This window comes from Burkholderia sp. AU4i, from assembly GCF_000466765.1.
GTDB classification, from domain to species: domain Bacteria; phylum Pseudomonadota; class Gammaproteobacteria; order Burkholderiales; family Burkholderiaceae; genus Burkholderia; species Burkholderia cepacia.
The window spans coordinates 41085-63890 of the sequence record NZ_ASSI01000111.1; the positions used below are offsets into that span (position 1 = coordinate 41085).

The 22806-nt window shown below is 69.4% G+C and carries 22 protein-coding genes; 9 read left to right on the forward strand and 13 right to left on the reverse strand.

Annotation, left to right across the window (positions count from 1 at the left end; genetic code table 11):
- Positions 1-14 precede the first annotated feature (14 nt).
- Positions 15-1115: an adenosine deaminase gene (add, locus tag L810_RS25425; protein WP_021161169.1), complete on the forward strand. Its 1101-nt coding sequence runs from the start codon at positions 15-17 to the stop codon at positions 1113-1115.
- 33 nt (positions 1116-1148) lie between these two features.
- On the opposite strand, the gene L810_RS25430 is transcribed toward add, so the two are convergent.
- On the reverse strand, positions 1149-1616 hold the full coding sequence (locus L810_RS25430) for a nuclear transport factor 2 family protein (protein ID WP_021161170.1): 468 nt from the start codon (positions 1614-1616) through the stop codon (positions 1149-1151).
- A gap of 279 nt (positions 1617-1895) precedes the next feature.
- Between L810_RS25430 and L810_RS25435 the strand changes: the two genes are divergently transcribed.
- Together L810_RS25435 and L810_RS25440 are read left to right on the forward strand one after the other, a co-directional pair.
- Positions 1896-2348, forward strand: coding sequence for a hypothetical protein (locus tag L810_RS25435; protein WP_021161171.1), 453 nt, complete (start codon positions 1896-1898; stop codon positions 2346-2348).
- Positions 2349-2424: 76 nt separating this feature from the next.
- Positions 2425-4341, forward strand: coding sequence for a WG repeat-containing protein (locus L810_RS25440; protein WP_021161172.1), 1917 nt, complete (start codon positions 2425-2427; stop codon positions 4339-4341).
- A 46-nt stretch (positions 4342-4387) separates the two neighbouring features.
- Here the strand turns inward: L810_RS25440 and L810_RS25445 are convergent, their stop codons facing one another.
- Together L810_RS25445 and pdxR are read right to left on the reverse strand one after the other, a co-directional pair.
- Positions 4388-6619, reverse strand: coding sequence for a penicillin-binding protein 1A (locus L810_RS25445; protein WP_021161173.1), 2232 nt, complete (start codon positions 6617-6619; stop codon positions 4388-4390).
- Positions 6620-6716: 97 nt separating this feature from the next.
- Positions 6717-8252: a MocR-like pyridoxine biosynthesis transcription factor PdxR gene (gene pdxR / locus L810_RS25450; RefSeq protein WP_021161174.1), complete on the reverse strand. Its 1536-nt coding sequence runs from the start codon at positions 8250-8252 to the stop codon at positions 6717-6719.
- Positions 8253-8375: 123 nt separating this feature from the next.
- Between pdxR and L810_RS25455 the strand changes: the two genes are divergently transcribed.
- A complete protein-coding gene (locus L810_RS25455) occupies positions 8376-9014 on the forward strand; it encodes an FMN-binding negative transcriptional regulator (RefSeq protein WP_021161175.1) in 639 nt (212 codons plus the stop codon).
- 82 nt (positions 9015-9096) lie between these two features.
- Here the strand turns inward: L810_RS25455 and L810_RS25460 are convergent, their stop codons facing one another.
- Positions 9097-9678, reverse strand: coding sequence for a thioredoxin family protein (locus tag L810_RS25460; protein WP_021161176.1), 582 nt, complete (start codon positions 9676-9678; stop codon positions 9097-9099).
- 234 nt (positions 9679-9912) lie between these two features.
- Here L810_RS25460 and L810_RS25465 point away from each other — a divergent pair, with 234 nt between their 5' ends.
- The gene (locus L810_RS25465; RefSeq protein ID WP_021161177.1) at positions 9913-10653 is read left to right on the forward strand and encodes a response regulator; all 741 of its coding nucleotides are present in this window, start codon (positions 9913-9915) and stop codon (positions 10651-10653) included.
- Positions 10650-11978: an ATP-binding protein gene (locus L810_RS25470; RefSeq protein WP_021161178.1), complete on the forward strand. Its 1329-nt coding sequence runs from the start codon at positions 10650-10652 to the stop codon at positions 11976-11978. Before L810_RS25465 ends, L810_RS25470 begins: the two co-directional genes overlap by 4 nt.
- A 162-nt stretch (positions 11979-12140) precedes the next feature.
- Here L810_RS25470 and L810_RS25475 read toward each other — a convergent pair whose 3' ends face one another.
- The 4 genes from L810_RS25475 to L810_RS25490 all read right to left on the reverse strand — a co-directional run bounded on the left by L810_RS25475 (position 12141) and on the right by L810_RS25490 (position 14852).
- Positions 12141-12752 (reverse strand): alpha/beta fold hydrolase, encoded by a 612-nt coding sequence (locus L810_RS25475; RefSeq protein WP_021161179.1) that lies wholly within the window; start codon positions 12750-12752, stop codon positions 12141-12143.
- A 53-nt stretch (positions 12753-12805) separates the two neighbouring features.
- The gene (locus L810_RS25480) at positions 12806-13540 is read right to left on the reverse strand and encodes a metallophosphoesterase family protein (protein WP_021161180.1); all 735 of its coding nucleotides are present in this window, start codon (positions 13538-13540) and stop codon (positions 12806-12808) included.
- A 130-nt stretch (positions 13541-13670) separates the two neighbouring features.
- Complete coding sequence (locus L810_RS25485) at positions 13671-14207, reverse strand: GNAT family N-acetyltransferase (protein WP_021161181.1); 537 nt, start codon at positions 14205-14207, stop codon at positions 13671-13673.
- A 12-nt stretch (positions 14208-14219) separates the two neighbouring features.
- The gene (locus tag L810_RS25490) at positions 14220-14852 is read right to left on the reverse strand and encodes a LysE family translocator (protein WP_021161182.1); all 633 of its coding nucleotides are present in this window, start codon (positions 14850-14852) and stop codon (positions 14220-14222) included.
- 305 nt (positions 14853-15157) lie between these two features.
- Between L810_RS25490 and L810_RS25495 the strand changes: the two genes are divergently transcribed.
- Both L810_RS25495 and L810_RS25500 read left to right on the forward strand, forming a co-directional pair.
- Positions 15158-16351 (forward strand): porin, encoded by a 1194-nt coding sequence (locus L810_RS25495; protein ID WP_021161184.1) that lies wholly within the window; start codon positions 15158-15160, stop codon positions 16349-16351.
- 100 nt (positions 16352-16451) lie between these two features.
- Positions 16452-16883: a GFA family protein gene (locus L810_RS25500; protein WP_021161185.1), complete on the forward strand. Its 432-nt coding sequence runs from the start codon at positions 16452-16454 to the stop codon at positions 16881-16883.
- A 144-nt stretch (positions 16884-17027) separates the two neighbouring features.
- Here the strand turns inward: L810_RS25500 and L810_RS47500 are convergent, their stop codons facing one another.
- A complete protein-coding gene (locus L810_RS47500; RefSeq protein ID WP_124475770.1) occupies positions 17028-17282 on the reverse strand; it encodes a hypothetical protein in 255 nt (84 codons plus the stop codon).
- Between the two features lie 59 nt (positions 17283-17341).
- On the opposite strand from L810_RS47500, the gene L810_RS25505 reads away from it, so the two are divergent.
- Complete coding sequence (locus L810_RS25505; RefSeq protein WP_021161188.1) at positions 17342-19264, forward strand: SMP-30/gluconolactonase/LRE family protein; 1923 nt, start codon at positions 17342-17344, stop codon at positions 19262-19264.
- Positions 19265-19316: 52 nt separating this feature from the next.
- On the opposite strand, the gene L810_RS25510 is transcribed toward L810_RS25505, so the two are convergent.
- From L810_RS25510 to tetH, 4 genes are all read right to left on the reverse strand, one after another.
- Positions 19317-20255: a c-type cytochrome gene (locus tag L810_RS25510; RefSeq protein ID WP_021161189.1), complete on the reverse strand. Its 939-nt coding sequence runs from the start codon at positions 20253-20255 to the stop codon at positions 19317-19319.
- Positions 20252-20938: a c-type cytochrome gene (locus tag L810_RS25515; protein WP_042976141.1), complete on the reverse strand. Its 687-nt coding sequence runs from the start codon at positions 20936-20938 to the stop codon at positions 20252-20254. Before L810_RS25515 ends, L810_RS25510 begins: the two co-directional genes overlap by 4 nt.
- Positions 20939-20998: 60 nt before the next feature.
- Positions 20999-22063, reverse strand: a complete 1065-nt coding sequence (locus L810_RS25520) for a substrate-binding domain-containing protein (RefSeq protein ID WP_042976147.1) — start codon at positions 22061-22063, stop codon at positions 20999-21001.
- An 8-nt stretch (positions 22064-22071) separates the two neighbouring features.
- Positions 22072-22806: thiosulfate dehydrogenase (gene tetH, locus L810_RS48155; RefSeq protein ID WP_042976143.1), on the reverse strand; the 735-nt coding region annotated here is incomplete at its 5' end.

Sequence of the window (22806 nt, forward strand, 5' to 3'; positions counted from 1 at the left end):
AAAACGAGACTGCAATGAAGGCAACACCAGGTAACGTCCCGGCCGCGCGCACGGGCATCGAGATCACGCCGGCCCATCGGGCCTTCTTCCACGCGCTGCCGAAGGTCGAGCTGCATTGCCATCTGCTCGGCGCGGTGCGGCACGACACGTTCGTCGCGCTCGCGGAACGCAGCGGCGCGCCGATCGAGCGCGCGGAGATCGACGCGTTTTATGCGCGCGGCGAGAAGCCGGTCGGCGTGCTGCACGTGCTGCGCGCGCTCGACAAGTATCTGCTCACGCGGCCCGACGACCTGCGGCGCATCGCTTACGAGTATCTGGAGGATGCGGCCGCGCACAACGTGCGGCATGCGGAATGCTTCTGGAATCCGACGGGCACGGTGCGGGTGTCGGGGATCGCGTATGCGGACGCGCAGGCCGCGATCGTGACGGCGATCCGCGACGCCGGGCGCGATTTCGGAATCGGCGCGCGCCTGATCCCGAGCATCGACCGCGAGCAGGATCCGGACGAGGCCGTGGCGATCGTCGAATGGATGAAGGCGCAGCGCGCGGACGAAGTGGCGGGGCTCGGGATCGACTATCGCGAGAACGACCGGCCGCCGGAGCTGTTCTGGAAGGCTTACCGCAATGCGCGCGCGGCCGGCTTCCGCACGACCGCGCATGCGGGCGAGTTCGGGATGCCGTGGCGCAACGTCGAGACGGCCGTCGACCTGCTGCAGGTCGATCGCGTCGATCACGGCTATACGATCGTCGATAACCCCGAGCTGTGCGCGCGCTACGCGGAACGCGGGATCGTCTTCACTGTCGTGCCGACGAATTCGTACTACCTGCGCACGCTGCCGCCGGAGCAATGGGCGGAACGGCATCCGATGCGCAAGATGCCGGGCCTCGGGCTGAAGATCCACCCGAACACGGACGATCCGACGCTGCACAAGGTCAACCCGTCGGAGGCGTGGGAGCTGATGTTCAGCCATTTCGGCTTTACGCTCGCCGATCTCAAGCAATTCATGCTGAACGGGATCGACGGCGCGTGGGTCGACGATGCGACGAAGGCCGCGTGGCGTGCGGCGTGGGCGCCGGAGTTCGATACGCTGGCCGCGACGCTCGCGGCCGGTTGAGCGCATTGCCTGCCATATCGGCCGGCCGGCGCGTCAGCCGGCCGGTACTTCGTTCAGGTGGAAACGCAGGTCGCCCGCGAGATCGAACAGCGTGTAGTCGCGAAACGCGAAACGCCACGCGCCGTCGACGCGCTCGAACGCGCCGTCGACGCGCTCGAACGCGTCGTGATAGCGGCCCGCCGCGATCGGCTGCAGCGGAAAGCCTTCGGTGGCTTGCAGCACCGTGTAGTACGAGCGAGCCGTCGCGCGCTGCGCGGTTTCGTCGATCTCGATGACCGGATTCGTGATCACATGCTTCGTGCGCGGCGTGCCGCACGGGTAGCGTTTCACGCGCGCGTCGAACAGCGCGAGCAATTCATCGGCGCCGATCGTCGGCGCATCTTCCGCGACCTTGATCCGCGCGTGCCGGAACAGCGCCGCCATGCCCGGCAGGTCGCCCGCGTCGAGCAACGCCGCGTAGCGGTACAGCAGGTTCGCGATCTCGACAGCGCTTGCGGTCATGCGGCCTCCGGCATCGATGGACGATGACGGCGATGGTGCGCGGTGCGGGGCCGCGCCGCTTCGTCCAGGTGGACTAAGGCGGTGCATCGTTCAGGCGCGATGCCGCGCACGCATCCCGCCATGGCTTCGCATCGCCGTGCGCGACCTGCCAGCCTTGCGGGCTGGCGTACGTCGGTCGCGTTCGCTATATTGGCGCACGGCGGCACCCGGTCGTGCCGCTGCCGCCGTGCGCGCCCGCGCCGGCATTCCGACAATAATTCGAATCCTGAGAGGGCCGCCGTGCGCATTCCTGTTTTCTGTCTGATGTTGTTCGTCTCGATGTCCGCGCGAGCCGGCAGTGCCTGCGACGGGCTGCTCGGCGATTACGCGCCGGCCGCAGGCAAGCCGGCGACGCTGCGCGTCGAGAAAGTGGGCGGCAAGATCGTGCTGCGCGGGCGCGACGCCGGCCAGTGGAGTGCCGAAACGGCACCGACGCAGGAAGCCGAGCTGGAAACCGACGGCCCTGACAAGGCGCCGCCGGGCGCCTGTGTGCTCGAGGTGCCGGGCGGCGAACTGATCAAGATGCCGATCGGCTCGCCGTATCAGGTCACGTCGATCACGGGCAACAGCTTCACCACGAAGCATTCGACCACGGGCGTTCTGCTGCGCAGGGTGCAGGGCTTCCAGGTCGACGGTATCGAGCTGTATCGGGTCGCGCGCCGCGGTGATTCGCCGTCGGCCGCGGCACGCTGACGGCGTGCGAGCCGACGTCCCGCGATACACGACGACACAACGACACAACGACACGACGACGAGGGCGACCCTTCCGATGGGCAATCGATCATGGCTTTATCTCCAGGCCGGTGACGGCGACGACGCGCGAACGATCGAGTTCGCGGAATCCAACAATCACTTTCCGCTGCTGTGGCGCGTGCTGCTCGCCGACGGCGGCGCGGGCGACGCGATAACGGATCAGCGCGTGTTCGGCGACGCCGGCACGCCGAACCTCGCCAGCGATGCGCGCGCGGCGCATGCGCGACTCAGCCGGCTCGCGTCGTTCGTCGTCGCGTATCCGCTGCCCGGCGACGATCCGGCGCTCGCGCGCCAGTTCGATGCGCTCGTGCGTCACCTCGGCGAGTCGATCGATGCGTTCGGCGATGCGCACGGCGCACCGCGGCTGTCCGCGAATCTCGACGAACTGTCATGGCTCGACGGCGGCGATCCGGATGAATTCATCCGCGAGGAACGCGACAACTGCACGCGCCTGTGGTGGCGGGTCGCGAACTGCATGGATTTCCGCGACGTGCGCGGCGTGCGCGACGTGCTCGAGATCGATACGCCCGCCGACTGGCGCGACTGGGCGTGGGGCTTCGGGTTCGGCGGCGTGTCGCATTACTATTTCCAGCGACAGGAGCCGCCGCGCGGCGTGGCGTTTGCCGAGATGTTCGACGCCGGCGAAGTGCACGGCAACTGGCTCGGCTACGGCACGTTCAGCTTTCGCGCGCGCAACGGCCTGTGGGGCGTGCGGCGGGAAGTCGACGACGCGTGGCACGTGATCGTGCCGCCAGAGTGGACGAACCTGTGGACGAGCGGCGCGCGCGATCGCCGGTTGCTGTGGGCCGCGCGCGACGGGAAGGTCGGCCTGCTGTTCGCCGATGGCGACGTCGACGGCGATGGCGACGAGATGCGGATCGTGCGCGAACCGGCGTTCGACGCGGTGTGGGATTTCAGCGGCGACGTCGCGTGCGTGCGCGTCGGCGAGCGGTTCGGGCTCGTGGGCACGGACGGCGCGTGGGTGCTCGAACCGTCGCTCGACGATTTCGGCGAATTCACCGGCGGGGTTGCGTCCGCGAGCCTGGACGGCCGCTGGGGCTTCGTCGACACGCACGGCGCGTGGGTGATTCCGCCGCGCTTCGACGATGCACATGAATTCGTGAACGGCGCCGTCGCGGCGGTATCCGAAGGCGAGCAGTGGGGGCTGATCGGGCGCGACGGGCAATGGCGCGCGCCGCCCGAGTGGGCCGCGCTCGAATGGTCGTCCGAATGCGGCGCCTTCCTCGCGCGACGCAACGGCCATGTGGGCCTGGTCGATGCGAAAGGCCGGGTCGTCGTCGAGCCGCTTTACGCGGAAATCGCCACGCTGGCCGACGACGAACGGACGGACATGCTGTCCGAGCTTGGTGCGATCCGCCATGTCGTGCGGCGCGACGACGGGCGTTGCGCGATCGTCGACGGGCAGGGCCACGTGCTGACGCCGTTCGATTTCGTCAACATGGGGGCGCTGCCGTGGTTGCCCGATGACGAAGCCGTGCCGGGCGAACTGTTCACGCGGTACGCGATCGGCGTGCTGCCGGGCGAGCCGGTGAAGGTTGCAATCTGCGATCTCGAGACGGGCGCGACGGTCGTGCAGGGGCGCTACGACGACGTGGCCGGCCTGTTCTGGGGTGCGGATCACGGCTGGCTGGCCTGCGTGCAGGACGAGGGCGGTGACGACGTGCGGGCGACGGTGTTTCGCGCGGACGGCACCGTGCTGCATCCGGCGCGTTACACGCGGATCGGCGACGATGCGCTGTTCGACGACGATCCCGATGCCGCTGCCGGGCATACGACGTTGATGCCGTGGTACGTCCGTCGTGCCGAGGTCGCGCAGAACTGGAGCATGGGCGAACCGGTCGCCGCGTTGCGCGACGACGGCGTGCCGGTATGGCTGTACGCGGACGGGCACGCGACGACGACGCGGCGCTAGCCGGGGCCGCTGTCGTGCATGCCGGCGTGGCGTGGCGGCACGACGATCAGCGGAAGAACCTCAGCCAGTCGAACAGGCCGGGGTGCGGACGCCGCTTCGGCGCCGGCGCCGGTGCGCTGCGCGGCCGGAAGTCGGGCGAGAACTGCGCACGCGGATCGATCGCGCGCGTACGCAATGCCGCATCGTAGAACGCCCCGACGATCGGCAACGCGCTGTGCGCGCCCGCGCCCCAGTAGTCGCTGCGCAGCGTCACGTTGCCGTCGTCGAAGCCGACCCACGCGCCGGCCACCAGTTGCGGATGCATCAGGATGAACCAGCCGTCCGTGTTGTCCTGCGTCGTGCCGGTCTTGCCCGCGACGTCGACGCGGATCCCGTAGCGCGAACGGATGTCCTCGCCGGTTCCGTAATCGACGACGCCGCGCATCACGTCGACCAGCGTCTGCGCGGCGGCCACCGGCAACGCGCGTTCGGGCGGTGCGCTGTTGAATGCGGCGAGCACCTTGCCGTCGCGATCCTCGATGCGCGTGATCATCTGCGGCGCGACGTATACGCCCCGATTCGCGATCGTCCCGTAGGCGGACACCATTTCCTTCAGCGTGACGGGGCTCGTGCCGAGCGCGAGCGACGGCACCGCGTCGAGCGGGCTTTCGCGCACGCCCATCGCGCGCGCGAGCTGCGCGACCCTGGCCGCGCCTTCGCGCTGCATCACCTGCGCGGTGATGCGGTTGCGCGACAGCGCGAGCGCGTCGCGCAGCGTCATCGGCGCGTCGGTCGGCGGCTCGGCATCGGTCGGACGCCACACCGCGTGCGTGCCGATCGGGATCGCAACGGGGCGATCGACGAACGTGTCGCCCGGCCGCATGCCGTCCGCGAACGCGGCGCCATAGACGAATGGCTTGAACGTCGAACCCGGCTGGCGCCGCGCCTGCACCACGTGATCGAACGGCTCGCTGCCGAAGTCGGGGCTGCCGACCCATGCGCGAATCGCGCCGTTGCGCGGGTCGATCGCGACGAAGCCGGCCTGCACCTGCGTCTTGCGTTCGCACAACGCATGCATGAACGCGCGATTCGCGCCGAGCTGCTTCAGCGCGGCGACATCGGCGAGCCCTGCGGCGCGCGCGTCGCGATAGTCGGGCGTCTGCCGGATGAAGCCGCGGAACAGGTCGTTGCGCAGCCCGCAGCCGGACGGGCCGCGCCATGCGCTGTCCGCGACTGCCTGCAGGCGATCGGTTTGCTGCGTCAGCGCTTGCGTCGCCATGTCCTGCAGTTGCGCATCGAGCGTCGTGCGCACGACGAGGCCGTCCGAGTAGAGGTCGTAGTTGTTGCGGTCGGCCCAGGCGATCAGCCACTTGCGCAGCTGCATCGCGAAGTGCGGAGCCGGGCCCGGCTGAGCGGTCTGCGGCTCGAAGTCGACGCGCAGCGGCCGGCGCTGCAATTGCGCGAGCTGCCGCGGCGACAGCATGCCCATCGCCGCCATCCGCGCGAGCACGATGTTGCGGCGCTGGACCGCGCGTTCCGGATTCAGCACCGGGTTGTAGTAGCTGTTGCCCTTCAGCATCCCGACGAGCGTCGCGCTTTCGACGATGTCGAGCTGGTCGGCCGATTTGCCGAAGTAGGTACGCGCGGCCATCTCGACGCCGTACGCGTTGTACAGGAACGGCACGGTGTTCAGGTAGGTCTCGAGAATCTCGTCCTTGCTGTACACCGTCTCGATCTTGAACGCGGTGATCAGCTCCTTCACCTTGCGCGTGAGCGTCGGTGCGCGGCCGACTTCGTCCGGGTACAGGTTGCGCGCGAGTTGCTGCGTGATCGTCGAGCCGCCCTGGCGGCTGCCCGAGAACGTATGCAGCCCGGCCGCGAGCGTGCGGCGCCAGTCGATGCCGTGATGCGCGTAGAAGCGGTGATCCTCGGTCGCGATCAGCGCGTCGACCATGTGCGGCGAGATCTGCTTGAGCGGCACCCATTCGCGGTTGACGGGCCGGAATTCGGCGATGACCTGGCCGTCGGCCGACAGCACGCGCGCGGGGCGGTCGATGCGGGCCTTGCGGATGTCGCCGATGCTCGGCGTGAACGGCACGAACGCGAGCAGCACCAGCAGCCCGGCCATCGGTATCGCGGCGAGCGTCAGCGCGACGCCGCGGCGCGTCGGATGACGCAGGCGATGCCATGCGCCGGCGCACAGCGCACGGATGCGCGCGCGGCTGGCGGCGGCCAGCGGTGCGACGCGGGCGCGGCAGCGGAGCCACGCGTCTCGAAGAAGCGGCACGAAGCGGTTCAAGGCGGCAGGAGCGCGGATGGAGGAGGCGCGATCCTAGCAAACGACCCACGTGCGACGCCCGCTGAAACGGCCGTTTGCTTGCAGGATTTACAGACGATTACGTTTGTTGCCCATCGACAACCTTTTGCGGCACCCGCCGCCGCGATTCCGCTGACGATACGACGTCCGCGAGCCGTTGCGCGGCCGCTTCCATCTGCGCGCGGCCGAACCCGCCGAAGCCCAGCACGAGCCCCGGGCGGGCCGTGCCCGGCGCGAACATCGGCGACACCGCGCGCACCGCGACGCCGGCTTGCGCGGCGCGCTCGACCACGTCGAGATCGTCGATGCCGCTTGCGAGCCACAGCACGACGTGCATCCCCTGATCGCCCGGCTGCACCCACGCGCGTTCGCGCGGCAGCCGCGCGCCGAGCGTGTCGATCAGCAGCGCGCGCTGCTCCGCATACACACCGCGCACGCGGCGGATGTGGCGGTCGAGATGGCCTTCCGCGATGAACGCGGCCAGCACGTGCTGGTCGGCGGTCGGCACATGGCGATCCATCAGTGCGCGCGCGCCGCAGAACGCGGGCACGAGATCGTGGGGGGCGATCACGTAGCCGAGCCGCAACGACGGAAACAGGATCTTGCTGAACGTGCCGAGGTAGATCACGCGATCGGGGTCGAGACCCTGCAGCGACGGGAACGGATAACCTTCGTAGCGCAGCTCGCTGTCGTAGTCGTCCTCGACCACCCATGCGTGCCGTGCACGCGCCCACGCGAGCAGCGCATTGCGCCGCGCCATGCTGAGCGGCATGCCGAGCGGATACTGGTGCGACGGCGTGACGAACGCGGCGCGCGCATCGGGTGCGAGGCGGATGCCGGCGTCGACGTCGAGGCCGTCGGCGTCGACCGGCACGCGCACCATCGCGTCGTGTCGCCCGGTGCTCTCGAGCAGCGCGGTGATGCCGCGATAGGCCGGGTTCTCGACCCAGGCGCGGTCGCCCGCGCCGAGCAGCAACTGGCTCGCGAGGTGCAGCCCCTGCTGCGTGCCGCTCGTGATCACGACCTGGCCGGCCTCGCAGCGCACCGAGCGCGAACGGCGCACGTAGTCGGCGATCGCTTCGCGCAGCGGCAGCGCGCCTTGCGGATCGGCATAGCCGGACGGCGCACCGGCGCCGCGCGCGCGCAGGCGGTTGCCGAGCCGGCGCCAGATGTCGTCGGGTGCGGTGAGGCCGATCGGTACCGAGATCGCGAACGGCATCGCCGGCAGCGGGCGGAATTCGCGGGCGATTCGCGCGAAGGCGGCGGCCGGCTCGGGCAGCCCGGCGTGGGCCGCGCGCCGTCGTGGCGCGGGCGGCGCGGGTTCGGGGCCGGGCGGCGGTTCCGCGAGCGCGTTCGCGACCCGCGTGCCCGCGCCGCCGCGCGATTCGAGAAAGCCTTCGGCGATGAGCTGCGCATACGCATCGACGACGGTGCCGCGGGCAACCTGTAGCGACGTGGCGAGCAGCCGCGTGGACGGGAGCGCATCGCCCGGCCGGACGTCGCCGCGACGCACGGCTTCGCGCAGCGCCTGCGCGAGCTGGCGGCTCAGGTCGCCGGCCGCACGGTCGAGCGCGCCGAGCGACGGGATTTCGACGATCCGGGTCGTTCTTGCCATGATTCTGGTCTGCTTAAATTGTTCCAAACCGGCTCTACAGCATAAACCAGTTTGAAGTCACAATCGGCGGGTGACGGGCTCGCGCCCGCGCCCTTTCCAACCCCGCATGACCGTGGAGCCGACATGTACGTCCCCGACGAATTCAACGAGCCCGACCCCGACGCGATGCGCGAGCTGATCGTGCAGCATCCGTTCGGCAGCCTGATCACGCACGGCAGGAACGGGCTCGACGCGAACCACATTCCGTTCGAACTGCTGCCCGACGACGGCGGGCTCGGCGAACTGCACGCGCACGTCTCGCGCGCGAATCCGGTCTGGCAGGACGTCGCGAACGGCGACGAGGTGCTCGCGATCTTCCGTGCGGGCGACGCCTACATCTCGCCGACCTGGTATCCGAGCAAGCACGTGGCGCACCGGCAGGTGCCGACCTGGAACTACGTGGTCGTGCACGCGCACGGCCGCATCACGGTGCGCGACGACGAGAAGTTCGTGCGCGGCGTGGTCGCGCGGCTGACGCGCACGCACGAGGCGTCGCAGCCGGTGCCGTGGAAGATGGGCGACGCGCCGAAGGACTACATCGACAGGATGCTGGAGTCGATCGTCGGGCTGCAGATCGAGATCACGCGGCTCGTCGGCAATCGCAAGCTCGGGCAGAACAAGGACGAAGCCGATATCCGCGGCGCGGGCGAAGCGCTGGTCGCGGAGGGCAACCTCGCGATCGGGGAGGCGATGCTCGCGGCGGCCGACGCGAAACGCGAGTGACGCGCGTGACGCGCAAGCGGCGTGCACGCCGTGACCCCGGCGGCGCGCTCGGGCGAGTGCCACGCCCGCGCACCGGTGCCCGTCATTGCGTGCGCGTCGCGCCCTTCGTGCCTTCTCCCGCCTGCGCGAGCGCGTCGCGAATCGCGGCCTCGGTCTTGTCGTACGCGCCTTCGCCATAGCGCGTATAGACGACCTTTCCGCTCGCGTCGATCAGGTAGAGCGCGGGCCAGTACTGGTTGCCGTACGCGCGCCACGTGTCGTAGCGGTTGTCCTGCGCGACCGGATAGCGGATGCCGAAGCGCCTGATCGCATCGGCGACGTTGCCCGCGTCGCGCTCGAACGGATACTCGGGCGTATGCACGCCGACCACCACGAGCCCCTGGTCGCGATACTTGCGGTCCCACTCCTTCACGTACGGAATCGTATGAATGCAGTTGATGCACGAGTACGTCCAGAAATCGACGAGCACGACCTTGCCGCGCAACTGGCCGAGCGTCAGCGGCGCGCTGTTGTGCCAGCGGTCGATGCCCGTGAAATCGGGTGCCGCCGTCCCGGCCTGCGAGGCCGGCATGCTCGCCTCGTCGCGGGTGCCGGCGAACGCGGCGAGCCCGGCCGTGGCGGCGAGGGCGATGACGAGGGCGGCGGGCTTGAGTCGGGGCAGCATGGGGTTCTCCTGAGCGGGAGGCCGCCGCTCGGAGGCGGCGGCCGGACGGGTTTCGACAGGCCCCATTAGGCGGCGCCGACGTATCTGCGATGTGTCCGGCAAGCCGCGCGTGTGCAATGTTGTGTGTCGTCGCGGCGGCGCGATACATTGGGATACAAACGCGTGCCCGCCGTGCTGTATAAAAGCGGACATCGCCTGCCTCGACTCATCGAATCATCGATACCGAAACGACCCATGGACAAGATCGACCACGTGCTGATCGTCGACGACGATCGCGCGATCCGCGAACTGATCGCGGATTATCTGGAGAAGAACGGCATGCGCGTATCGCTGGCCGCCAACGGCCGCGAGATGCGCAACGTGCTGGACGACGGCGCGCCCGACCTGATCGTGCTCGACCTGATGATGCCGGGCGAGGACGGCCTCACGCTGTGCCGCGACCTGCGCGCGGGCAAGTTCCGGACGGTGCCCGTGCTGATGCTGACCGCGCGCGGCGAGGAAACCGACCGCATCATCGGCCTCGAGATGGGTGCCGACGACTACCTCGCCAAGCCGTTCGCGGTGCGCGAACTGCTCGCGCGAATCCGCTCGGTGCTGCGGCGCGCGCGCATGCTGCCGCCCGGCATGCAGGTGACGGAAACGGCCGCGATGCTCGCGTTCGGCGAATGGCGTCTCGACACGACCGGACGTCACCTGCTCGATACCGACGGCACGCTGGTCGCGCTGAGCGGCGCCGAATACCGGCTCTTGCGCGTGTTCCTCGACAACCCGCAGCGCGTGCTGACGCGCGACCAGTTGCTCAATCTCACGCAGGGGCGGCAGTCCGATCCGTTCGACCGGTCGATCGACCTGCTCGTGAGCCGGCTGCGCCAGCGCCTGCGCGACGGCGCGCGCGAGCCGCGCTACATCAAGACGCTGCGCAACGAGGGCTATGTGTTCTCGTCGGCCGTGACCGCCGTCGACGGTACGCCATGAGCGCGCGCACGTTGACGTTGTGGCATTGGCCGCGCTCGCTGTTCGCGCGGCTCGCGCTGATCCTGTGCGTGGGCCTCGCGCTCGCGCAGACGCTGTCGTTCTGGCTCACGGTGACCGAGCGCGACCAGGCGACCACCAACCTGATGATGGGCTACATCGAGCGCGAGGTCGCCAGCTCGGTCGCGCTGCTCGACCACCTGCCGCCGGCCGAGCGGGCCGCCTGGCTGCCGCGCCTCGCGCGGCGCAGCTATGCGTTCATCCTCGGGCCCGGCGAGACCGGCACGCCGCCGGAAGCGCGGCTGTCGGCGCGCGTCGAGCGGTCGATTTCCGACGGCATCGGCGGCGACTATCCGCTGACCGCGAACGCGATCCCCGGCGACCGCGAACATCTGCAGGTGCATCTGCGCCTGACCGACGGGTCGCCGCTCACGATCGACATCCATCCGATGTCGACGGTGCCGCTGTCGGGCTGGCTGCCGGTCGTGCTCCTGCTGCAGCTCGCGGTGCTGGCCGCGTGCTGCTGGCTCGCGGTGCGGCTCGCGACGCGGCCGCTCAAGCAGCTCGCGCAGGCCGCCGATGCGCTCGGCCCCGACCTGAAGGGCGAGCGGCTGAACGAGGACGGGCCGTCGGAAGTCGCGCGCGCCGCCCGGGCGTTCAACGCGATGCAGGACCGCATCGCGCAGTACATGGCCGAGCGCATGCAGATCCTCGCGTCGATCTCGCACGACCTGCAGACGCCGATCACGCGAATGCGCTTGCGGGTCGACGTGATGGACGACGACACGCAGGGCGCGAAGCTGCGCCAGGACCTGCTCGAGATGGAGCATCTGGTGAAGGAGGGGGTGGCGTATGCGCGGACGCTGCACGGCACCGAGGAGGCCGCGCGCCGCATCGATCTCGATGCGCTGCTCGACAGCATCGTGTGCGATTACACGGATGCGGGGCAGGACGTCGCGTTGCACAGCCGCGCGCCGCTCGCGCTCGTCACGCGGCCGAAGGCGCTGCGCCGCATCGTCGGCAACCTCGTCGACAACGCGCTGAAGTTCGCGGGCGCCGCCGAGATCGACGTGCACGCCGCGCCGGACGGCGGCGCGGTGATCGCCGTGCTCGACCGCGGGCCCGGCATTCCGGACGATCAGCTCGACGCGGTGTTCGAGCCGTTCCGGCGCGTGGAGACGTCGCGCAACCGGGAGACGGGCGGCACGGGGCTCGGCCTCGCGATCGCGCGGCAACTCGCGCTTGCGATGGGCGGCACGCTCACGCTGAACAACCGGGCGGACGGCGGCGGGCTGGAGGCGCGACTCACGCTGCGCAATGCGGGGTGACGCGGGGCGGCGCGTGAGCCGCGGGGGTTCAGGTTCGTGCCGAAGCCGTAGCGGAAACTGACGCCGAAGCCGAAGCCGAAGCCGAAGCCGAAGCCGAAGCCGAAGCCGACGCCGACGCCGACGCCGACGCCGACGCCGACGCCGACGCCGAAGCGCGCGACGTCACACGCGCTGCAGATGCGCGTCGACGAGCGGCGCGAGCGTCGCCGCATGCACGGCCGCGAGATCGTGCCGGCCGCCCGGCACGACATGCAGCTGCGCGTCGGGCAGCCGTTCGAGCAGGCGCCGGCCGGCCGCGACGGGGCTGAGCGGATCGTCGTCGCCCCACAGCAGCAGCGTCGGCTGCGCGATGCGGCCGATTTCCCGCGACAGGTCGGCACGGAACGTCAGGAACCAGTCGGGCAGTTGCGGGTTGGCTTGCGCGAACCCGGCCCGCCAGTCCTGCGCGCCGAGCCCTTCCATGTCGAGCCCGCCGGACGTGACCGTCAGTACGAGGTGCGTGACCAGGCCGGGCTTGTCGAGCGCCGCGCGCATCGCGATCACGCCGCCCATCGATTGCGCGATCACGGCGGTCGGTCGGTCGATCGTTTCCAGGACATGACGCACGAGGCTGTCGAAATCGTCGACGGCCGGATCGCGCGGCGTGTCGCCGAAACCCGGATAGCCGACGATCCGGCGCTCGGCCGGGTGCGTCAGGCTGCCGGCGAGCGGTTGCCAGAAGGCGGTGCTGCCCGATGCACCGGGCAGGAAGAGCAGTTGCGACGGAACGGGCATGGTGGCGCGGTTTTCCTGTGAATGAAGTAACAGCGGGTGGCGGGCAGCGCGTGTCAGCACCGGCCGGTGCGCAGCGCGACGGTCCAGTCGTCGCGCCCGCGCGATGCCGCGGTGGCGGCCGCCGTGTGCCAGTCGTATTCGATCGCATGAAATTCGACGTTCCAGCCGGCCGCCGTGCGCGACACCATCGCGTAGCGCGCATGCGGCGACCCCGTCTCGATGCGGTGCGGGTGCGGCAGGTCGTCCGCGTACGCCTGCAGCCCGACGCTGCCCGGGTTGACGATCAGCCGGCCGTCGTCGAGTCTGGCCGTACGCGGGATGTGCGTGTGGCCGCACAGGATCAGCGATGCCGGTTCGTCGCCAGCGCGTTGCGCGATTTCCGCGGGCGTCGCTGCGCGGCAGCCGTCGGGCGTGACGGTTTCGAGGAAATAGGCGACGTCGCTGCCGGGCGTGCCGTGCACCATCAATACGTCGCCGTCGAGCGTCGCGCGCTCGGGCAGCGCGGCGATCCATGCGAGATGGTCGGCGCGCAGCGTGTCGTGCGCCCAGCGATCCGACAGTCGCATCGACTCGCGATCGCCGCCGAGCAGTTGCCGTTCGTGATTGCCCTTGATGGTCGGCAGGTCGAGAGCGATCAGGCAGTCGGCCGTTTCGGGCGGATGGAGCGCCCCCGACAGGATGTCGCCGAGATTGACGATCACGTCGGCGCCGCGGCGACGGACGTCGTCGAGCACCGCGTCGAGCGCGGCGAGGTTGCCGTGGATGTCGGACAGCGCGGCGATTTTCATGGTGGATCGTCGGGGAAGGGAACGGCGATTGTCGCCAATTCGGCTCGGGTCGTCCAATGGCTTGCGCATGCATGTATGCATGCGATGCCGCAAGCCGCAAGCGGTTTGGCGTGAAGCTGCAGATGTCGCGTCAGTCGGTCGCGAGGCGCGCGTACATCGCGAAATCGCCCGGTGTGCCGCGCACCATCCTGTACGCGCGCAACAGCCCTTCGTAGCGGTAGCCGCACTTCTGCAGCACGCGCGCGGAGCCCGCGTTGCTGGTCAGCACCACGCCCTGCACGCGCATGAAGCCGCCGTCCGCGAAGGCCCACGCGGTGACGGCCGCGCACAGCGCGCTCGCGATTCCGCGCCCCCAGTGCGACGGCGCGAGATCGTAAGCGATCTCGGCCGAGCGGTTCACGGTGGAGACGGTATGCAGGCCGATCGTCCCGGCGAGCGCGCCCGATGCGTCGTCGATCACGGCGAGACGCCGGATCGAATCGGGGTCGGTCGATTCGATGGCGTCGAACAGCGGCAGCAGATCGTCGGGCGAGCGCAGGTTCCAGCTCGTGTGGCGGAAGACGTCAGGGTTCGACAGGTACGCGTACCACGCGTCGAGGTCGGCGCGTTCGAGCTGGCGGAGCGACAGGCCCGGCAAGCAGGAGCGGGGCGGTGCGGCGCTTTTCATCGGTGTCCGCCCCTACGCCGCATGACGCCGGTACAACGCCAGCGACCCGGCGAGCGCGAGCAGCATCGCGCCGCACGTGCGTTCGAGCCACAGCGCGCCCGCGCGCTTCAGCAGCCGCACCGCGCGTGCGCCGAGCAGCGCGTAGCCGAACATCACCGCGCCGTCGAGCAGCGCGAAGGTGACCGCGAGCGCGACGTATTGCGGCGCGAGCGGCGCGGACGGATCGAGGAACTGCGGCAGGAACGCGGAGAAGAACAGGTAGCCCTTCGGGTTCGTCACCGCCGTGAGGAAACTCTTCGCGAAGATCGACGCGTTGCGCCCGGATACCGCTTCACCGTGCGCGGCGGCGACGTCGAGCGAACCCTTCGACATCAGCAGCCGGATGCCGACGTACGCGAGGTAGGCGGCGCCGAGCCACTTCACGACCGAGAACCAGAACGCCGACGCCATCAGCAGCGCGCCGAGGCCGAGCGCGACCGCGACGATCAGCACGAAATCGGACAGCATCGCGCCCGCGAAGCCGTAGGCCGCGCGTCGCACGCCGTAGCGCGAGCCGTTGGTCAGCGCGAGCAGCACGGTCGGGCCGGGTGTCGCGATGCCGACGAAGGCGACGGCGGCGAAGACCAGCAGGGTCGTTTCATGCATGACGGAACTCCCGAGGGAAGGGGCGCGCTCGATTATCGGCTGCGCCCGCCCGGGCTGTACAGGGACGGCGCGCCGCGCACACGGCCGCCCGATCGACTATCTCGATTTTGGCAATAAACTTTTTTCATTATTCCGCTTCAGATTGAAACCGGTTCCATCTACCATGGCGGCCGCAGCGGGCATGCCCGCCGCGTCGTCGCGCGCGGACGATGCCGGCCTCGCACCGCCGGCGGATCTCGCCGCCCGCGCGCTACTCGCAACTGACAGCCAGAACAACGGGTTCACCGCCCGGAGACACGACAATCATGAACAAGCAACTGATCGCGGCCCCGCTGCTGCTCTCGCTCGCGGGCGTCGCCGCCGCGCAAAGCTCCGTCACGCTGTACGGCATCGTCGACGCGGGCGTGACCTATCGCAGCAACGAACGGGTCGGCTCCGCGGGCGCGTACACCGGCCATTCGAACGTCGGGCTCACGACCGGCAACCTGTCCGGCAGCCGCTGGGGCATCAAGGGTTCCGAGGATCTGGGCGGCGGGATGCGCGCGCTGTTCGTCCTCGAGAACGGCTTCGACATCACGAACGGCACGTCGGGCCAGGGTGGCCGCCAGTTCGGCCGCCAGGCGTTCGTCGGCCTCGGCAGCGACCGCTACGGCACGGTCACGCTCGGCCGCCAGTACACGTCGCTCGATGACTTCGTGAGCCCGGTCGGCCCGTCGTCGTTCATCGGCGGCTTCGGCGCACACCCGGGCGATATCGACGACCTCGACCAGACGGCGCGCGTCGACAGCTCGATCAAGTACACGAGCGCCAACTACTCGGGCTTCACGTTCGGCGCGCTGTACGGTTTCGGCAGCCAGCCGGGCAGCATGAAGCAGCGCAACACGTGGAGCGTCGGCGCGGCCTACGCGGCGGGCCCGCTGCGCGTCGGCGTCGGCTACGAGCGTTCGGACAACAGCAAGACGGGCGCGACCGACCCGACGGCCGGCAAGTGGCAGAGCACCGACGACGGGCTGTTCAACTCGTCGATCAACGAAGGTTATGCGAGCGCGCAGTCGCAGCAGATCATCGCGACCGGCGCGACCTACGATTTCGGGCCGGCCGTCGTCGGGGTGAACTACAGCAACGTGCAGTACCGCAGCGGCGACCAGTCGCGGTTCACGGGCCACGCGACGTTCAACGTCGCGGGCGTGTTCACGCGCTGGAACGTGCGCCCGCAGACGCAACTGTTCGCGGGCTACAGCTACACGCGCGGCAGCGATGTCGATGGCGTGGACGACCGCGCGCAGTATCACAACGTCACGCTCGGCGCCACCTACGACCTGTCGAAGCGCACCAGCGTGTACCTGCTCGGCGCGTACCAGCACGCATCGGGCATGACGCTCGACGCGCTCGGCCGGCCGGTGGCCGCGACCGCGTCGGTGTCCGACAAGGCGAACGGCCACTCGTCCGATTCGCGGTCGCAGGCCATCGTCAGCCTCGGCCTGCGCCAGAAGTTCTGACGCGCAGCGATCGTTGCGCCCGCAACGTTGCGCGCAGCCGATGCGGGCGACGTTGCAGGCATGCCCCTATACTGTCGCCTCCGTTCTTCGAGGAGACGACATGACCCGAACGTATTCCGCGAGTTGCCTGTGCGGAACCGTCACCGTGACGTTGCGCGGTGAGCCGGCGGCGCGCGCGAACTGCCATTGCGCGACCTGCCGCGATTTCTACGGCACGCCGGTGCTGTCCGCGACCGCGTGGCCGCCGGAGCAGGTGGCCGTCGAGGGCGGCCATGCGACGTTCCCGCATCCGGCGAAGTCGATGTCGCGCACGTATTGCGCGTCCTGCGGCGAGATCGTGTGCGGCACCAACCGGCTCGGCATGCGCGTCGTACCGAACAGCCTGGCCGCGCGTGCGCACGGCGGGCAATTGCCCGGCGACCTGCAGCCGACGATGCACCTGTTCTACCGGCACCGCGTGATCGACGTCGTGGACGCGCTGCCGAAATTCCTCGACGGCTGGGACGGCCCGACGCTCGACGACGCGAACTGAACGATCGTGGCGCGTGCCGGCATGCCGGCGCGCGGTTCTCTCCGCCGTATCCCGCTTTCTCCTTTCTTCCTTCCTCCCGCCGCATGCCGCCGCGCTGAATCGCGCCGACGCGATCGAGCCGGATAATATTTTTTCCCTTTCATTTCAATTTCGATTTGTAATCATCGAGCCCATTTCCGGGGAATGAAAAAGGCAATGCGTGAATTTCAGAAAAAATGACGTATTTGCATTGGGCAATCCGGAAGAAAATGCCGGGGAAAAGCGCCGAAGCCGTGCGGCCGGCAAGCCGTTGCGGCGCGGTGGGCGGGTTTGACCATCGTTGACGGAAAAGCGCCGGACGGCAAAAAGAATGGCGTGAATAATTCGGGAGGAAGGCGAATGCGCTTTAGCCGGAATCACCAATATTTCATGCGCCGCGATTTACAGTGTCGACAATTGAACGTTCGGGAGCATTATTCATGTCAATGAAACAAATTCGGGCGGCATTGCTGGGAATGTGCATGGCGATGCTGGCGCCGGCGAGTCACGCGCAGGTGTCGTACTCGACCGACTGGCTCGCGAACACGTACGGCACGCTGGCCCAGCACGTGGGCAATGCCGCGCGCTCGATGTGGGTCGCCCCCGAGGGCGTGATCTACACGGCGTCGCGCTGGGACGAGAACGCGGGCGGTGTCGCGCTCTACCAGAACGGCCAGCCGATGGGCACGATCGGCATCCACGACGAATTCCAGGGCGGCGCGATCACCGGCAACGCGACGTCGATCTTCGTCGCGCTCGGCTACAACCGCAACTTCGGCAGCGGCTCGGTGGGCCGCTACAACCGCGGCACGAACCAGCGCGACCTGCGCATCCCGGTCAGCACGTGGACGGGCCTGCCGAATCCGGACGTGATCACCGGCCTCGCGACGGCCGGCAACCTGCTCTATGCGAGCGATTTCTACGGCAACCGCGTGCGCGTCTATACGACCGACGGCGTCTGGCAGCGCGACATCGGCGTGACCGGGCCCGGTGCGCTGGCGCTCGATGCGGCGGGCAACCTTTGGGTGGCGCGCATGAGCGCGGGCGTGGTCGTGCAGTACAGCGCGACCGGCACGCTGATGAACACGATCCAGATGGCGGCCGGCGCACGGCCGTCGGCGCTGTATTTCGACGCGTCGACGGGGCAGTTGCTGGTGGGCGACCAGGGCCCGGACATGAACATCAAGCTCTACAGCCTCGCCGGGCTGCCGCAGCAGGTCGGCACGTTCGGCGTGCAGGGCGGTTATCTCGACACGACATCGGGCATCAAGGGGCAGGTCGGCGACAAGCGCTTCACGCGCGTGGTCGGCATCGGCAAGGATGCCGGCGGCAACCTGTACGTGCTCAACAATGCGTGGGGCGGGGGCTGGGATCTCGGGCGCAACGGCAGCACCGACCTGCATTCATACGGCCCGACGGGCACGCTGCAATGGAAGCTGCAGGCGCTGAACTTCGAGGCGATCGCCGCGCCCGACCCGGCGACCGACGGCGCGTTCTTCTATAGCGGCAACAACGTGTACACGGGCTCGGCGGGCGGCACGTTCGTCGCGAACACGGTCGATCCGTTCAGCTATCCGAAGGATCCGCGCCTCGACATGAACGACTACCAGCGCGGCCAGCACTTCGGCCAGCTCGTGACGGTCGGCGGCAACCGGATCCTCGTCGCATCGGGCCAGAACCCCGGCAACTTCAACTTCTACTACTTCACGCCGGCGACCGGCTATATCGCGAATCCGGCCGGCTCGCTGCCGGGCAAGCCGTTCAACACGACGCTGCAGGTCACGGCCGGTTTCGACATCGACGGCAACGGCGACGTGTGGGCCGGGTTGAACGGCTCCAACGTGATTACCCGCTACCCGATGACGGGCTTCGACGCGACCGGCAAGCCGTCGTGGGGCAAGCCGACGACGACGGCCGTGCCGGGCACCGTGGCGCCCGTCACGCGCATCATCTACCAGGCGGACAGCGACACGATGATCCTCGCGCAGGGCCTCGCGGGCAACTGGGACTGGACCGCGATGAACGGGCATATCGAGGTCTATCACGGCTGGAAGAACGGCAACACGAGCGCGCCGAACCCGGTGATCAACCTGACGAGCGCGAACCCCAAATCGATCGCGGCGGCCGGCCACTACCTGTTCGTCGGCTACGTGCACACCGTGCCGAACGTCGACGTGTTCGATCTCAACACGGGCGCCCTCGTCACGACGCTGACGAACTCGAATACGTCGGCGATGGATGTCGGCAACGACGTCGACTCGATGTACGGGATCCGCGCGTACCTGCGCTCGACCGGCGAATACGTGATCACGAAGGACAACTACAACGGCACCAGCATGATCGTGTATCGCTGGCGTCCGTGAACGCGCGGGCCGGGCAGGCCGCGCGGCCTGCCCGGCCTGCCCGGCGCCCGCGTCACGGCGCGCCGAGCACGCGGCCGTTCACGCTGAGCCCGTACATCGAATCGGGCGAATCGTGGAATTTCGCGCGCGTGTCGTGCACCGAGCCGGTGAAGCGCGGGTCCTGCGGACGTTCGTGGCTGTCCATGAAGGTCGCGACGTCCCACGCTTCCTGATCGGTCAGCGTGCCGCCGAGCCCGAGCGGCATGTTGGCCTTGATGAAGCCGGCCGCATTGCGGATGTCGCCCATCCCCGCGCCCCAGTTGAACGAACGCGCGCCCCACAGCGCCGGGAAGACCGCCTTGCCGCCGCTCGACTGCCCCTGGCCGTCCGCACCGTGGCACAGCGCGCAGTGCTGCGTGTAGACGGCGGCGCCGCGCGCATAGTCGGCCTTCTGCGCGGGCGGCGGCAGTTTCAGGAAACCCTGCCCCGGCAGCTTCGTGCCGACCGGCGCGCCCTTCGCGAGCCAGTACGAATAGGTTTCCAGCGCGACGAGAATCGGGTCGCCGGCCGGCGGCGCCTTGCCGTTCATGCTGTAGCGGAAGCATCCCTGCAGGCGCTCGGCGAACGTGTTCACGTGGCCGTTCTTGCTGCGGTACGCCGGATACAGCAGGTACGCGGCCCACATCGGGCTCGAGTCGGGCCGCCGGCCCGCGTCGAGGTGGCAGCTCGCGCAGGTCAGCTTGTTGCCGACGTACTTGCCCGCGAACTCGGGCGTGTGCAAAAAGATCTGCTCGCCGAGCTTCACGGTCTTGCCGAACTCGTCGGCGGGGATCGCGGATTCGGCGGGCGGCGCGAACGGCCTGGCGGCCGCCGCAACGGCGGAAGGCGCGGATGCGGAAGCGTTGGCCGGTGGTGCATCCTGCGGTGCGGCCGCGAACGCGAGCGCGGGCATCCAGGCCGCGCCGAGCAGTGCCGCGCGGGTGCGGCGGATCAGCGTCGTGCGGTCGATCATCGCTTGTCTCCCTGCGCGGCGCCGCCGCGTGCGTAGTAGGCGGCCACCGCGTCGATGTCGGCGTCGGACAGCTTGCCGGCGATCGCCGGCATCAGCGCCATCGGCCCCGGCGGGCGCGTGCCGTGTTTCCAGCCGTTCAACTGGCCGGCGATATAGGCGGCGGGCTGGCCCGCGAGCGGCGGAAACGCGCTGCCCACGCCGAGGCCGCCGGGGCCGTGACACTGGGCGCATGCGGGCAGTCCTTGCGACCAGCGTCCGCGCGTCGCGAGCCACGCGCCGGTGTTCGCCGGATCGATCGACGTGTCGTCGGCGGCGACGATGCCGGCCGGCGCGGGCAGGCTCGCGAAGTACGCGGATACCGCATCGCGCTCGTGCGGCGTCAGCAGTTTCGAGAGCGGCTGCATGACGGGATTCTGGCGGCTGCCGTCCGCGAACGCGGCAAGCTGCGCGGACAGATACGCGGCGCTCGTGCCCGCGAGGCGCGGGAAGCCGGCCGCCGCGTTGCCTTCGCCCTGGCTGCCGTGGCAGCCGATGCAGGCGGCGGCGCCCGTCGTCGAACCCTGTGTCGCGAGCGTCTTGCCGAGCGTCGCGTCGTCCGCGCGCGCGTGGCCGCCCAGCAGCGTCGCCGCGGCGAGCAGCAGCGGCGCGAACCGGCGTCGCGGTGTGTGCACCGTATCGTTCACGTGTCCCCTCCTTGTTGTAGGCCGCGAGCGCGCCGCCGGGCAGCCGGCGCGGCCGCGCGGTCAGCCCGCATCGGGCTGCTTCTCCTGCTGCGCCGGCGCGAGGTGCTGCGGCGGTGTCGCCGCATCGTATCGGCCGAAGCCGTAGCGCTGGAAGATCTCGAACGCTTCCGGCGACCGGATGAACGCGAGCCATGCGCGCGCGGCTTCCGGATGCGGCGCGTCCTTCACCATCGCGCCCGCATAGATCGCAGTCGTATTCTGCTCGGCCGGAATGTCGATGTGCATCAGCGGATGCCCGACCTGTTCCTGGAACGCCGCCTCGGATTGCCACAGCACGCCCGCGTCCGCGCGCCCCTGCATCAGGAACAGCGCGGTTTCCCGATGGTGGATGTGCGTGAGCTCGGTCGTGCCGGCGTGCACCTTGTCGTCGTAGACGGTACGCGCGAGCGCGTCGCCGCCGGCCTTCACGAGCGACGCGCGGATCTGCCGCGCGACGCCCTCGAATGCCGGATTGGGCATCGCAAGCTGCACGTCGGGCCGCGCGAGGTCGTTCAGCGACGCGATGCGCTTCGGATTGCCGGCGCGCACCATGATCGTCAGCTGGTTCGTCACGTAGGGCACGGCCGGGCCGGCGAGCGTGCCGTCCGCGATCAAGCCGTCGATCTTGCCGAGCCCCGCGAAATACGCGTCGGGCTTGACCGTCCACGTCATGTTGCCGACGGTGATCGTGCCGCCCGCATGGATCTGCTTCACGAGCAGGCCGGGCGGGATCGTCTCCCAGTAGATGCGGCCGCGGTACTCGGGATGGTCTTCCTCGAACTTCGCGACGAGCGGCGCCATCGCGAAGAAATAGTTGCCGCCGACGAACAGCACGAGCTTCGGCGCGGTGAGGTCGCCGTGGAAATCGGCGAGCACGTCGACCTGCGGCACCGTGAATTCGAGGCCGCGATGCGTCGCGTCGTTGTTGCGGCCGTCCTGCCAGGGCGGGAAGACGTTCGCGGCGGGGCCGGCCGGCGCGGCGAGCGACAGCGCCGATGCGCAGCAGAGCCAGGCGGCCAGCACGGCGCGCAGCGTGCGCCGACGGCGCGGCAACGGTGACGGCGGTTGCAGGGGGATCGATGTCATCGCGGTGCTCATTTTGCGTACGTGAAGCCGGCCTGCTGCAGTTCGGGCAGCGTGCCGACCGCGCCCGGCGTGACGATTGCCGACGGGATCACATGGTTGGTCAGGTCGGCCGCGAGCGCGTCGAGCGGCAGCTTGTCGGGATTCGCGTTCGCGCCGTCGAGCCGCTCCGCGAGTTCCCAGATCGCGTTGTGGCACGACAGGAACACGACGCCGCGCTGCTGCAGCGCGGCGATGCTGTTGTCGTGCGACGAGAATGCGCCGTCGGGCGACTCGTGGTCTTGCGCGCCCTTCGATTGCGCGGGTTTCGCGTCGAGCAGCGTGTTGGCCGGAAAGGCGGCGCCGGCGAATTTCGCGAGGCCGTATTTGTCCCACGCGGCCTGGTCGAACAGTGCGAGATGCGCGCTGCCGTGCGTGGCCGATACGACGAGGAAATCCGGATGGCGATACGACCAGATCTGCGCGTTCAGCGAATTGCGCATCAGGTTCAGCCACGGGCCGCCGAGCTCGGTGTTGTCCCACACCTGCTTCGGGCCGCCGCGGTAGCCGGCCAGTTCGGCGAGCGCCGCATGATCCCACTGGTCGGGGCGTTCGAGGATCATCGGCACCGTCTTGAAGTCGCGCCGCCGCGGCGCGGCCGCGAGGCGGCGCGTGAAGTCGGCGAGGTGCGTGGCGCCGCCGGGCAGCAGCGCGCCGGTTTCGGGCGCGGCGGCGCGAGCGGGGCGCGCGGTGGCGAGCAGCGCGGT

Excerpts from the sequence above, each read along its gene's own strand:
- add (WP_021161169.1), top strand. The coding sequence starts at position 15 with ATGAAGGCAACACCAGGTAACGTCCCGGCCGCGCGCACGGGCATCGAG.
- L810_RS25430 (WP_021161170.1), bottom strand. The coding sequence starts at position 1,616 with ATGACCGCAAGCGCTGTCGAGATCGCGAACCTGCTGTACCGCTACGCG.
- L810_RS25440 (WP_021161172.1), top strand. The coding sequence starts at position 2,425 with ATGGGCAATCGATCATGGCTTTATCTCCAGGCCGGTGACGGCGACGAC.
- pdxR (WP_021161174.1), bottom strand. The coding sequence starts at position 8,252 with ATGGCAAGAACGACCCGGATCGTCGAAATCCCGTCGCTCGGCGCGCTC.
- L810_RS25455 (WP_021161175.1), top strand. The coding sequence starts at position 8,376 with ATGTACGTCCCCGACGAATTCAACGAGCCCGACCCCGACGCGATGCGC.
- L810_RS25460 (WP_021161176.1), bottom strand. The coding sequence starts at position 9,678 with ATGCTGCCCCGACTCAAGCCCGCCGCCCTCGTCATCGCCCTCGCCGCC.
- L810_RS25465 (WP_021161177.1), top strand. The coding sequence starts at position 9,913 with ATGGACAAGATCGACCACGTGCTGATCGTCGACGACGATCGCGCGATC.
- L810_RS25470 (WP_021161178.1), top strand. The coding sequence starts at position 10,650 with ATGAGCGCGCGCACGTTGACGTTGTGGCATTGGCCGCGCTCGCTGTTC.
- L810_RS25475 (WP_021161179.1), bottom strand. The coding sequence starts at position 12,752 with ATGCCCGTTCCGTCGCAACTGCTCTTCCTGCCCGGTGCATCGGGCAGC.
- L810_RS25480 (WP_021161180.1), bottom strand. The coding sequence starts at position 13,540 with ATGAAAATCGCCGCGCTGTCCGACATCCACGGCAACCTCGCCGCGCTC.
- L810_RS25485 (WP_021161181.1), bottom strand. The coding sequence starts at position 14,207 with ATGAAAAGCGCCGCACCGCCCCGCTCCTGCTTGCCGGGCCTGTCGCTC.
- L810_RS25490 (WP_021161182.1), bottom strand. The coding sequence starts at position 14,852 with ATGCATGAAACGACCCTGCTGGTCTTCGCCGCCGTCGCCTTCGTCGGC.
- L810_RS25495 (WP_021161184.1), top strand. The coding sequence starts at position 15,158 with ATGAACAAGCAACTGATCGCGGCCCCGCTGCTGCTCTCGCTCGCGGGC.
- L810_RS25500 (WP_021161185.1), top strand. The coding sequence starts at position 16,452 with ATGACCCGAACGTATTCCGCGAGTTGCCTGTGCGGAACCGTCACCGTG.
- L810_RS25505 (WP_021161188.1), top strand. The coding sequence starts at position 17,342 with ATGTCAATGAAACAAATTCGGGCGGCATTGCTGGGAATGTGCATGGCG.
- L810_RS25510 (WP_021161189.1), bottom strand. The coding sequence starts at position 20,255 with ATGATCGACCGCACGACGCTGATCCGCCGCACCCGCGCGGCACTGCTC.
- L810_RS25520 (WP_042976147.1), bottom strand. The coding sequence starts at position 22,063 with ATGACATCGATCCCCCTGCAACCGCCGTCACCGTTGCCGCGCCGTCGG.